The following is a 13472-nucleotide window of genomic DNA, read 5'->3' on the forward strand; positions in this document are numbered from 1 at the left end:
TGGATGAATTGTTATCCAAGAAAAATGTTCAAGTATCAGACACCATTTCAGATGTATCGGGGTGGCTAAATTAAATTTGCAATTTGCCTACTTTTGTAAACTATAAAAACTTAAAAAAGTTAAGAATTGTCATTTATCTTCTTAAAACTGTATAATTAAATATAAAGAATTATAAAATTAGTAGTCGACTAGTGTGACTATACATTTATTAGAAAACAAACATGCCGGAAAAACCAAAACACGAAGCCCTTAACCCTAACTCATTTAATGCTGAGCGAGACTCCAGATATCATTATGATGAAATTGCGCGAAACTTTGATCATAGTTGGGATGGATTTTTGTCTAGCTTTTTCAAAAGATTTATCGTTAAAACTCTTGATTTTGAAATTCACTCAACTATTCTTGATATTGGTTGCGCCAATGGTAAGTTACTTGAGATGTTAAATGAGAAGAAGGCAATCATAGGAACTGGTATTGACATCTCACCAAAAATGGTCCGTGTGGCCAGTGAGTTATATCCTTCTTTCACTTTTAAATCGGGTTCAGCTCAACAGCTTCCCCTTGGTAGTGAAAGTTTTGATGTCATTACCTGTTCTGCAAGCTTCCATCATTTTCCTGATCCTATCGCTTTTTTAAAAGAGGTTAAGGGGTTTCTTAAGAAAGATGGGCGTTTAGTTATTGCAGAAATACGAATTCCTGTTATCACGCGGATATATAATCGTGTCATTACTGATCACAGTTATGAAGGAGATGTTCAGGTTTACTCTCCGAAGGAACTTCAAACGCTTTTTTTTGAAACTGGGTGGGTCATTCAGAAAAAGAAAATCTCTCGCCAAATTCAGTATTATGAATTAACAAGTAAATAAGAAGCAAGAAAATAGGTAAGTATGGAAGAGAAAGAAAAGTACTTTAAATTGAGTTGGTTTTACAAATGGATTATTGATAACAAGGTTATTTCATTCTTTATTGGCATGCTCCTCATTCTCCTTAATATCTTTTTGCTTTATAAGATAGATTTCATTTTCCAACCAATTCTTAGTTTCTTAGGAATAGTACTTTTTCCTATTGTATTGGCTGGGCTCTTTTATTATCTCCTCAATCCAATAGTGGATTTTGCTGAAAGTAAAAGGTTGCCTCGAACAGTCACGATCTCAATTCTTTTCACTATTTTATTAGCCTTGCTGAGTTGGGCAATTGCAGTAGTAGTACCAGCAATTATGGGGGCAGCTGAGAATTTTATTAAAAATTTTCCTTCATATTTAGCTGAAGCCGAGCGACAAGGTAATCAGTTTGTAAGAGATTATAACTTGCAAAAAATGAACATCAACGTTGATATGATTATTCAAAAAGTGGGTGATCAAGCTTTGAGTTTAGTGAGAAACTTCTACAGTGTTACAGTTTCTGGTATAGGTGGTTTTATCACTACAGCTACTGGTATCGTGATTGATATCATTATCTTCCCTTTTATACTATTTTATCTACTACGAGATGGGAAGACAATCGGAATTTTTCTGACAAGCTTTTTGCCCAATAAATGGCGAACAAATTCTTTAAATGTTCTTAGGGATATGAACAAGCAACTTTCAAGTTTTATTCGTGGTGAAGTGCTAGTTGCTCTTGCTGTAGCAATTATCTTTAGTGTTGGATTGAGTATCATTCAATTACCTTTTGCAATACCAATTGCAATCTTAGCTGGAATATTTAATTTAATACCTTATTTAGGTTCATTTTTGGCTTTTGCCTTTGCCTTAGTTGTTGCCGCGTTGGTTAATCCCTGGATGATTTTGAAAGTTGTGATTGTTTTTATCATTGAACAAACAATTGAAGGACGTTTCGTCCAACCATTGGTAATTGGGTCACAAATGAAAATTCATCCAATTTCGATTCTTTTCATCTTACTGACGGCAGGGTCCTTCTTTGGTGTATGGGGTGTCTTTTTGGGAATCCCAGTATATGCAATTCTGAAAGTGTTAATTTCTCATTTCTATGATTGGTATACCAAGCAATCACCTCATTTCATTGATAAAAATTCTGAAGAAGAATAAGAAGGTTAGTTATTATCTGATTAAGGGACTCTGTATAAATTCAGAGTTTTTTTCTAGAAAATATTTGTAAAAATTGCTTAAGTAAATAAAATTGAAAGTAATAATGATGAAGAAAATTAAATCAAAGCTGAGGATAACTTTTATTTTCAAAAGGTTTAATTTTTATTTTTCAAGTGATAAGTTTAAATAAAGTAGTGAAAATTGGAAAATATTATTCCTAAAAAATCCACACAATCAAACGGCTATCTTGAAAACAGTTCTTGACTTCTGAAAAAGTATCAAATCCTGCGGAACTAGTTTCAGACGCTGGAGATCTAGGAAGGGTAAAAATGAAGTCAATAAAACTCCATGCAGAAGTTCTCTAACTTTTTGTCTAAAGAAATCAGGATATTAGAATAAATAATGCTTAGGTCCTAACAATAGCACATTTGCGGAATTCGCAAGATTTCTTGATGCTAGTCCGATTGATCAATATTCAAACTTTTTGATTATGAACGCATTCTGCTTTGATATGTTAACCGGTTATATTTCAAGACTTCAAATTAATAATGTAAAGTTAATTAGTGATTGGTCTGCCGGTAACCAGACTTCATTTCTTATAAATTCTAATGGTTCAGTTAAAGAGTACAATATATCAACATCTGCTATCATAATTATTAATAACAGTGTTCAACTTAGTTTCATATTTTGGAGCCTTTAAATTATAAATGAAAAAATTCAACCTAGAATTGTAGCCGACGCAAACTATGGTTACAACAATTTGATGAAAACACGAACACTTTTTAATCTTCAAAATCTAGAGATAGTAGACGGTGGTGGATCAAGTCTATTGAGTTTGAATTGAGTAAATTATTTGATTGTCCATACGTCTGAAAAAGTTTGGACCATCAACATTGTTTAATTGGGTCAATATATAGAGCAAGGTGTTTTTTTAGTTTTGGGATTAATAGAAGTTGCTAAGACAATCACTGCTTCTTTTTTTCACTATGTTTTGTTGTACTAATGACTAAAGTTGAAAATGTGACTTTACTGGAAAGACTATTTACTGTGCTTTTAAATTCGGTAATCTGACAAATTTTGAAATACTACGTAGGTTCAAAAACACTTTTCTTATAATTCCTCAAGGGATTAGAAGTTTGATAATAATGATGCAAAGATGTTTTTTTTTACTTTTCTATGCTTTTTTGTTTTTTGAGAAAATTTTCTTTGATATGGCAAATGGTGATACCAGGTTGATACTTGATTCGCTTTTCATTTCGACTATTTAATTTATAGTTAATTATACTATGAATATTTCTTAAATGAGTCTTTAAATAGGTGGAAGCCTATGAATAAAGAAATTCAAGCCAATTTTTAAACAAAATAGAAGTCTGTTTATACTATAGGAGAATGCAAATCGTTGACAAACTTTAAAAAATCCTGTAAACTTTGCCAGAATCGAAAAAAGAATAAGCTAAAAACTCAAAACTGCCTCAAAGCCTAATATTATAAAACTCGATTAAATCAATTTAACCTCAGAGGAGAAAAACTTGCCAGTAACTAAAACTGCCCCAAAATCAAAAAGTACAACAAATACAAGTAAAAGAACTATAACGAAAAAAAAAGCGGAGACTAATAAGAAAATTGTGGCCGAAAAAACAATTAAAAAAGTTAGCGCATCTAAAACTGCTAGAAAAAGAAACGGTTCTAAGAAAACCGTTGCATCAAAAGGCAAGAACCTAGTTATAGTGGAGTCTCCTGCTAAGGCAAGAACCATTGAAAAATATCTTGGTCGCAACTACCATGTTGTGGCTTCTATCGGTCATATTCGTGACTTGAAAAAGTCAACTATGTCAGTTGATATTGAACATAATTATGAACCTCAATACATTAATATTCGTGGTAAAGCTCCCTTGATAAATGGCTTAAAAAAAGAAGCCAAAGCTGCAAAAGCCGTATATCTTGCAAGCGATCCAGATCGAGAAGGAGAAGCTATTTCATGGCACCTGGCTCATATTCTAGATTTGCCACTTGATGAAAATAACCGTGTGGAATTTCATGAAATTACAAAAGATGCAGTCAAAGACGCTTTTAAATCACCACGACAGATTGATCAAGATCTAGTTGATGCACAACAGGCTCGTCGTGTGCTTGATCGTTTGGTTGGCTACTCGATCTCTCCCATTCTATGGAAGAAAGTCAAAAAAGGGCTTTCTGCCGGCCGTGTTCAATCTATTGCCTTAAAACTTATTATTGATCGTGAGAATGAAATTAATACTTTTGTGCCTGAAGAGTATTGGACAATTGACGGTGATTTCAAAAAGGGAACAAAGAAATTTTCTGGTAATTTTTGGGGTATTAATGGAAAAAAACGTGAACTGAAAAATAATGAGGATGTCCAAAAGGTTCTCTCCCTACTAGAAGGTAATGACTTTTTGGTTGAAAATGTTGAGAAGAAAGAACGACGCCGTAATGCACCGTTACCATACACGACATCATCTCTTCAACAAGATGCTTCAAATAAGCTTAACTTCCGTACACGTAAAACGATGATGGTGGCACAGCAGCTTTATGAAGGATTGACCCTAGGTGGCCAAGGACATCAAGGGTTGATCACATATATGCGTACAGACTCAACCCGAATCTCACCAGTCGCTCAAGATGCTGCAACAAACTTTATCACTAATACCTACGGAGCGGAATTTAGCAAACATGGCTCAAAAATAGTCAATCGATCTGGTGCTCAAGACGCCCATGAAGCAATTCGACCGTCAAACGTTTTTAATACACCAGCCACAATTGCTAAATATTTGGACAAAGATCAACTCAAGCTCTACACTTTTATCTGGAATCGCTTTGTGGCTTCTCAGATGACTGCTGCAGTCTTTGATACGGTCAGGGCAACAATTAGTCAGAATGGTGTCCAATTCATTGCTAATGGCTCACAAATTAAGTTTAAAGGTTATATGGCTGTATATAATGATGAAGATAAAAGTACAGTTTTACCTGAACTTATTAAGGGAGAGACGGTTAAAAAAGTTATAACAAAACCCGAACAACACTTTACTCAACCACCCGCTCGTTATTCAGAAGCAACCTTAATTAAAACACTTGAAGAAAATGGTGTTGGCCGTCCTTCTACATATGCACCAACTCTAGAAACCATTCAGAAACGGTATTATGTTCGATTGGTAGCAAAGCGTTTTGAACCAACTGAACTTGGTGAAATTGTTAATGGCTTAGTTGTTGAATATTTTCCAAATATCGTCAATACAGAATTTACTGCGGAAATGGAAAATGATCTAGACAAGGTAGAAGATGGTGGTATGGAATGGCAAAAAGTAGTGGATCAGTTCTATAAACCTTTTGAAAAAGAGCTGAAGAAGGCTGAAGTCGAGATGGAAAAGATTGTCATTAAAGATGAGCCAGCTGGCTTTGACTGTGATGTCTGTGGTCATCCAATGGTGATAAAGCTAGGACGATTTGGTAAGTTCTATGCTTGCTCTAATTTTCCTGAATGTCGTAACACTAAGGCAATTGTAAAGCAGATCGGTGTGACCTGCCCTAAATGTCATGAAGGTCAAGTGATTGAACGCAAAACTAAACGTAACCGTATCTTCTACGGTTGTGACCGTTATCCAGATTGTGATTTTACCAGCTGGGATAAACCAGTCGGCCGTGATTGTCCAAAATCAGGTCACTTCCTCGTTGAAAAAAAAGTTCGTGGTGGTGGCAAGCAAGTCGTTTGCTCAGACTCAGAATGTGATTATCAAGAAGAAAAGCAAAAATAATTTTTTAATAAGCTATGTAATTACCTGAGAGTTGTTTATAAAAAATCAAAAGCTTAGTTTTTGAATAAAGCTAATTCAATCATAGAGTCTCATGGGTCTCTAATCAGAAAAACGGCGGGTTTGCCGTTTTTCTGATATCATTGTATTATGAATAAATCTCATATAAATGTCATAGGAGCAGGTTTAGCTGGCTCTGAAGCAGCGTATCAAATCGCTAAACGAGGTATTCGAGTTCACCTTTATGAACTCCGTGACGTCAACACTGGAAAAACAACACCTCAACACAAAACAGATAATTTTGCAGAATTGGTCTGTTCAAACTCATTCCGTGGAGCATCCCTAACAAATGCAGTAGGTCTCCTAAAAGAAGAAATGCGTCGCCTCGACTCATTAATTATCAAAGCAGGTGATGCACACTCTGTTCCAGCCGGCGGTGCTATGGCGGTTGACCGTGTTACCTTTTCAGAAATGGTAACTTTTGAAATTAGTAACAATCCTTTAATTACAGTTATTCGTGAAGAAATCACCGAAATACCTGATGATGAAATTACAATTATCGCAACTGGTCCTCTGACTTCAGATGCTCTAGCTGGAAGAATTCACGAACTTAATGATGGTAATGGTTTCTATTTCTACGATGCGGCTGCTCCGATTATCTCAGCTGAGTCTATTGACATGAGTAAAGTTTATCGTAAATCTCGTTATGACAAGGGTGTAGAAGATGGAGAACCAGGCGATTACATTAACTGTCCTATGACTAAAGAAGAATTCACAGCTTTTCAAGGAGCTTTGGTTCATGCCGAAGAGGCGCCATTAAATAGTTTTGAAGATATGCGTGTATTTGAAGGTTGTATGCCAATTGAAGAAATGGCTAAACGTGGGTGGAAAACGATGCTTTATGGGCCAATGAAGCCAGTTGGCTTAGAATACCCGGTGAATTATACTGGACCACGTGATGGGGCCTTCAAGACACCATATGCAGTTGTTCAGCTTCGTCAAGATAATGCTGCAGCATCAATGTATAATATCGTTGGCTTCCAAACCCATCTCAAATGGGGTGAGCAGAAACGTGTCTTCCAAATGATTCCAGGTCTTGAAAATGCTGAATTTGTTCGTTATGGCGTGATGCACCGAAACAGTTATATAGATTCTCCAAATCTTTTGACTCAGACTTTCCGCTCTAAAAAACAAACTAATCTTTTCTTTGCAGGACAAATGACGGGTGTAGAAGGTTATATTGAATCTGCCTCCGCAGGATTAGTTGCTGGAATTAATGCAGTTAAGCTTTTTAAGGAAGAAGAGCAAGTAATTTTTTCACAAACAACGGCGATTGGTAGTTTACCATATTATATTACCCATGCGGATTCAAAGCATTTTCAACCAATGAATGTGACTTTTGGTTTGATTTCAGATCTCCCAGAAATAATTCGTGATAAGAAAGAACGCTATTTTAAGATCGCAGAGCGTGCCCTAACTGACCTTGCAGAACTTATTAAGACAAATGAACTTTAAGGAGTCTTTATGATGATGAAAGAGAATGAATCTCAAAATGAAGAAGTGGATGAGCCTAAGACTTGCCGTGAATCTTTGGTCATACAAACCCATAGAATTTTTCCATCTGATTTGAATCCGTTTGGATACATGTTTGGTGGGCGCTTGATGACTCTGATTGATGATACTGCATCAATTTCTGTGTCAAGACATTGTCGCCGTGGCGCCTTTACAGCCTCTTTGGACAATCTTAATTTCTTGAAACCCCTGCATGAAAATCATTCAGTTTGTGTCAAGACATATGTATCAGGTGCTCATCATCATTCTATGGAAGTCTTTGTCAAAGTGATTGGTGAAGATTTGGCAACGGGTGATCGCTATTTAGCAGCTACATGTTTTACTACATTCGTGGCTGTACCTTCACACATGAATGAAGAAATTGAGTTTAATGTTCCGGCAATTTTTGCAGAAACACCAGAGGAAAAAATGGTGTGTGCGGGATATGAAGGGCGACGTCTTCAACGTTTGAATGAACGAGATGACTACAAAAGATTTGCCACTCAACTCTCGACAGATTTACCATGGAGCAGTGAAGGATTACAAGACTAAATTTAGCTTTAAAATTATCAAAATACAACTTCCAATATAATTAGAAGGACTGATACACGAAACTTAGATGTTTGCGGAAGAATAAAGATTCTTTTAGGATGTTGTATTGGATTTAATTTTTTTGAAATTATAAACATGGAAATCAAAAATTTAGATGACTATTATTTGGAAACAGGTTTAATCTAGGACATTATATTATGAAAGATATCATCTGCTTCTAAATTATTGCAATTTATTGGAATAACTGGCGTCAAAATGTTTATATGTTCAAAAACTTGAATGTTAAAGTTATATTGCTAACAGGGAATTCTTTTCAGAGGAATCTTTTCCATTACTTTTACTATATAGGGTTGAGTGAATTCTAGAAAAGATTTCTTCTGAAATAATTTTTGAATTCGTCTTCCTAGTATTGATCGAAATCTGTAGAGCACAAGGCGTAGTCCTTAATAATTTTTAAAATAGTAAATTGTTTAGTAAGATGAACGTGCCGTTGGTATTTCTAAATGCTGAAAATTTCTGTGCTTGTTAAGCCTTCCCTATGTTATTATTCATGCTGATATCGTTAGCATAATTTCTTATATTATTTCAGAAAAGAAATTCCCTTGGTCATTCAGAGATTTCTTCAGTTTAGGTTAATGTTCATGCATTAACCTTGTTTTGTAAAGGAAACACAATAAATATATGATTCTATCAACTTTTCTTGTTATCGTCCCCGTACTCATGTTTATCTTGTCGAGTCTAAGCCTACTTATAAATATTAAATATCAATCTGATCAGAGAAAGATTGACTCACTTCGTTCGCAAAGAAATACAATACGTGATTATGCAACAAATCTAATCAATACAACAAGAAATTATGTAAACCTGCAACTGCAATACTTGGAAGAATTGATGAAAATTCAAAAAGATCTTCGCTCTAAAAAAGTAATCGATCCAGATCGTTCTCTATATGTATATTCTTTGAAAGATCAGGCAGCCAAACAAGCCAGCATACTTCAAGTCACGATAGAAACAAATCCGATTGTCATTTCTAATATCGATTTTCCGGTGGTTCAAAAGGAAATTGAAAAATCGACCTATCATATTCAGGTATTAACGAGTGCTACTGGAAACATAGATCCAACACTTTTAACAGTAATTGACATTGAAAATTTCAGAATTAACACGAATCGTGAAATAAGAAATCTTATTCATCTTTTTGCAGCAACACAGAATCATATAACAGAGGAGATTCACAATACCAATTTTTACAATGATCTTTTGAAAAGTTTTGGCCGTAAATCTAAGGAGATGCTTATCGATCCACTTTTTTCGCAAACATCTTCGCCAGATGAAAATGATAAAAATGAACAATATGATCATCTAAAGTGAGAAGATTTTTATGCTCCTGTCAGTTAACATATATTTCTAAAAAATATTAAACTTTATTTGTTTGTTCTGCCTTTGATGATAAATTCGATACCAATCATTTTGGTATTCAAAGTGATTTTTTTCATCGTCAAGATAATTAATTTGCTGAAAATACGTAGATTCTTTTTTATAAAGGATCAAAAATAATGATTGAAATAGCTTGGAAATCTTTGACATGATTGTGTCTTACAAGACCATATCTGGCCTTCCTTTTAAAATATGATGATCCTAATAAATATTTACAGAATAGTTAGAAGGGCAATTAATCTATCAAATCGTCTTAAATTGAGTACTTAAAAATATGTGAGTCTAGAATAGTAAATAATATTCCTTATATGAGAAAAAACATCATGTAAAATTACATGATGAAATCGAATTATTGAGAACCGAATGTTACTTTCTTTAAAACCAAAACATACCATATGGATTTTATGTGGTTTTTCGGATTGTTTTATCTATTTTTTTAAAGAGGAGATTTAAACGGATTTAATATAGTATACAGGACTTTTTATTAAAATATATACCAAAAACTGTTTCATGAGAAGAAGTTAAAAAGTTATTGGTTAAACCTAACCAAAACTGAAATTAATAAATATGTTAAGTTTATCAAGTGTTTTTTTGTTTATGAAAAATTTTTTATATGTGCACAATGCAAGTTGTAGTATGTAAGAAAATTGTTTGCTTAGACACTTAAACATAAAAATAAAACTTAGTGTAAAAGGAACATGAGTTTAGTTTTTAACTCTTTTGAAGCTAATTATAATTTGGGTTGAATACTGTAACATCGAAAGAACTATAGAGAAATTGAACTGAAGGAGTCCTGTACAGTATCAAATTGCCAATCAAAAATTGAATAACAAAAAACGAGATATTTCTATCTCATTAAAAATCTAGCTTGGGAGTACATTCAGCATCAGGCGAAAATCCACTTTATTTTTTGAATTAAAAACTCAATTCTTTACAGCAGCTGCAATTTCAGGATCTTGGAATGCTTGATCAAGAATTGCTTGAAGTTGCTTAGCTGAAGCTTGCATATTTTGCAATTCAGCATCATTCAATGGGATGTGAATTGGACGAACGACTCCATTAGCCCCAACAATAGCCGGTTGTCCAATATATAGATCATGTACACCGTCGTATTGTCCTTCTTGGAAAACAGAAAGTGGAAGCACAGAGTTTTCGTCATCAAGAATAGCTTTGGTAATACGAGCCAGTGCAACTGCAATTCCGTAGAAAGTTGCACCTTTTTTATTGATAATTGAATAAGCTGCATCACGAACAGAAAGGAAGATATCAACCAAACCTTGTTCATCAACATCACGGTTATCTTGTAGCCATTGCTCAAGTTTTACACCAGCGACATTGGCATGTGACCAAACAGCAAACTCTGAATCTCCGTGCTCACCCATTATGTATGCATGAACTGAACGGGCATCAATGCCAATCTTATCTGCCAAGGCTTGACGGAAACGAGCTGAGTCGAGTGAAGTGCCTGAACCAATGACACGTTCTCGTGGAAAACCTGAGAACTTCCATGTGCTATAAGTTAAGATATCAACAGGATTGGCAGCCACTAAAAAGATACCTTTAAATCCAGATGCAACGACTTGAGAAACTATATCTTTGTTAATTTTGAGGTTCTTTCCAACAAGGTCAAGACGGGTTTCTCCCGGCTTTTGTGGTAACCCAGCTGTGATTACAACAATATCAGCATCTTTACAGTCTGAGTAATCAGCTGCGTAAATCTTTTTAGGGGAGGTAAAAGCTAGTGCGTGACTCAGATCTTCTGCATCACCTTCAGCTTTAGCACGAAGGGCTGGAATTTCAATGATGCCAAGTTCTTGGGCGATCCCTTGGTTGACAAGAGCAAAAGCGTAAGAAGAACCAACTGCGCCATCACCAACGAGAATTACTTTTTTTCGTGATTTAATGTTTGACATAATATAAATCCTTTCAATTGTGAAATTTGTTTGAAAATTTTATTGTAAAAATGATGTAAACTCATGTAAGCTTGTGCCTTATGGCTTAACAAACATTAATTTGATTATAGCAAATTGTTAAAAAACTTACAAGGATTGTGAAATTATTGTTTATCAAAATAAAAAATTGAAATTGAAGCTATACTCTCATTTACTATGAACAGTATCTTTATTCTTGGGAAAATAATTCTGAAGAAATTTTAGAATCTCCATGTCTGCATCAAAAATATCAATGAAACTTATTTTAAACGGAATTATTATAACTTAGTCAAAGAGATTAAAAATATTGCTAACCATATAAAACAAAAACCTATCCAATGTTGGATAGGTTTATTATAATACTATTTTTCAAGTTTTTCTGTTATTATCACAAATTTATGGCAATTTCGACTTTATTTTTCGAATTTTTATTAGCTCAGGATCAGGTGTAACTCTGATAGTCTTCTCACGGTTGTAAGTTACAAAGCCAGGAGGTGTTCCTGTCGGTTTATGGAGCTTTTTTACTTCAAGGATATCAACTTGAACGAGATTTGAATCCCGCTGTTTGCTGAAGTATGCTGCTAACTCGCCAGCAAAAGTTATATCTTCATCACTTGGTCTTAAATTATTTGTCAGCAAAACATGAGCTGAAGGAAAATCTTTAACATGAAACCAAAGATCACCTTTTTTGCTAAGTTTAAAGCTGACTTGTTCATTTTGAAGGTTGTTTTTTCCAACTAAAATGATTGAACCATCAGGACCTTTATATTTTTCTGGTGGAAGTTGCTTATGTTTTTTGTCACGATGCTTTTGTTTAAAAAAACCTGTTTCGATTAATTCTTCCTTGATATCCGAGATTTCGGCAATATCCGCATTGGCAAGTTCGGCATCAACAGATTCCAAATAAGAAATACTTTGTGAAGTCTTTTCAATTTCATTTGTTAGAAACTTAACTGCTTGTTTGAGTTTTTGATAACGATGGAAATAGCGTTGGGCATTTTGACTGGGCGTATAAGCAGAATCTAAATTAATCACTAGGGGTTCATTTGTATAATAATTATCCAGTGTTACACTTGTTTTATTATTTGGGACCTGATGCAGGAAGGTATTAAGAAGTTCTCCCTTTTGACGAAAATCTTCAGCATTCTCAGTAGCGGCAAGTTCATTTTTCTGCTTTTTGAGTTTTTGTTTGGCTTTTTTTAACTCACTCTCTACTCGATGAATAACATCACTGGCTACCTGTTTGACGCGATCACGTTCTGCCTTAGTTTGATAATAATTATCAAGTAATTCTGAAAGATTATCAAATTTTTGGTAGTTATCAAAGAGTTTAATACTTGAGAATTTATCATCAGGGTATAGAGACGGAACACAATTCTCAATTCTTTCACGAAAAGTTTCAACATCTAATTTAGAAAGAGCTTCACAAGTCTCCTTACTAAAGCCTTGAAATCTTCCGTTTGTTTGGAGGATTTCAAATAAATCTGTATCTGTCGCAGTGAAAGGATCTTTTAGACCCGTATCAGGAGGTGCAATATAAGTTGATCCTGGTAGAATTGTTCGGAACTGATTTTGTGAGAAGCCAATGTGCTTAATTGCCTCTAGGATCTTTCCAGAAGTTTTATCCAACAAAGTGACGTTTGAGTGTTTTCCCATGATCTCGACAACTAAAGCGATTTTCATGTCATCTCCAATTTCATTTTTGGAAGATATATGGAACCAGAGTTGACGATCGTTCTCGACTTGTTCGATTTTTTCTATAATAGCTGAAAGTAAATATTTGCGGAGAATCATAACAAAGGTTGAAGCTTGTTGGGGATTAATGAAATCAGTTTGGGTTAGTTGAACTCGGCCAAACTGTGGATGGACGGAAAGAAGAAGTTTTTTCGATTTTCCATTTGCACGTACGCTTAAGACAAGCTCAAGATCAAAAGGTTGAGCTATTTTTTGAATTCGACCACCTGTCAAGCTCTTTGAAAGCTCTGCTGTCATATGATGTAGAAATAATCCGTCAAAAGTCATAATAGTTTATTATAACAGATTTTCAAGTTAAAAATTATCCGTCTAGTTTTCTTTTTTCTATTATATTTAGAAGATGGCAAATTGCAAATTTAATTTAGCCACCCCGATACATCTGAAATGGTGTCTGATACTTGAACATTTTTCTTGGATAACAATTCATCCAAGTC

General features: G+C 34.5%; 8 protein-coding genes. 6 read left to right on the top strand and 2 right to left on the bottom strand.

All coding sequences use genetic code 11. The features are described from left to right. Positions 1 to 221 precede the first annotated feature (221 nt). From HNQ37_RS07575 to HNQ37_RS07600, 6 genes are all read left to right on the top strand, one after another. Entirely contained in the window at positions 222 to 866 is a 645-nt protein-coding gene (locus tag HNQ37_RS07575) for a class I SAM-dependent methyltransferase (RefSeq protein WP_183540912.1), read from the top strand. A 21-nt stretch (positions 867 to 887) separates the two neighbouring features. Next, a complete protein-coding gene (locus HNQ37_RS07580) occupies positions 888 to 2045 on the top strand; it encodes an AI-2E family transporter (RefSeq protein WP_183540914.1) in 1158 nt (385 codons plus the stop codon). Between the two features lie 1724 nt (positions 2046 to 3769). After that, a complete protein-coding gene (gene topA, locus HNQ37_RS07585) occupies positions 3770 to 5815 on the top strand; it encodes a type I DNA topoisomerase (protein WP_414672516.1) in 2046 nt (681 codons plus the stop codon). A 147-nt stretch (positions 5816 to 5962) separates the two neighbouring features. Next, entirely contained in the window at positions 5963 to 7327 is a 1365-nt protein-coding gene (gene trmFO / locus HNQ37_RS07590; RefSeq protein WP_183540916.1) for a methylenetetrahydrofolate--tRNA-(uracil(54)-C(5))-methyltransferase (FADH(2)-oxidizing) TrmFO, read from the top strand. Positions 7328 to 7372: 45 nt separating this feature from the next. Next, complete coding sequence (locus HNQ37_RS07595; protein ID WP_183540926.1) at positions 7373 to 7915, top strand: hotdog domain-containing protein; 543 nt, start codon at positions 7373 to 7375, stop codon at positions 7913 to 7915. 681 nt (positions 7916 to 8596) lie between these two features. After that, on the top strand, positions 8597 to 9286 hold the full coding sequence (locus HNQ37_RS07600) for a hypothetical protein (protein WP_183540918.1): 690 nt from the start codon (positions 8597 to 8599) through the stop codon (positions 9284 to 9286). Between the two features lie 989 nt (positions 9287 to 10275). Here HNQ37_RS07600 and HNQ37_RS07605 read toward each other — a convergent pair. Together HNQ37_RS07605 and HNQ37_RS07610 are read right to left on the bottom strand one after the other, a co-directional pair. After that, positions 10276 to 11265: an L-lactate dehydrogenase gene (locus tag HNQ37_RS07605; protein ID WP_183540920.1), complete on the bottom strand. Its 990-nt coding sequence runs from the start codon at positions 11263 to 11265 to the stop codon at positions 10276 to 10278. A 414-nt stretch (positions 11266 to 11679) separates the two neighbouring features. After that, on the bottom strand, positions 11680 to 13305 hold the full coding sequence (locus HNQ37_RS07610; protein ID WP_183540922.1) for an Rqc2 family fibronectin-binding protein: 1626 nt from the start codon (positions 13303 to 13305) through the stop codon (positions 11680 to 11682). Positions 13306 to 13472: the final 167 nt, after the last annotated feature.

Source organism: Lactovum miscens, assembly GCF_014202895.1.
GTDB lineage: Bacteria > Bacillota > Bacilli > Lactobacillales > Streptococcaceae > Lactovum > Lactovum miscens.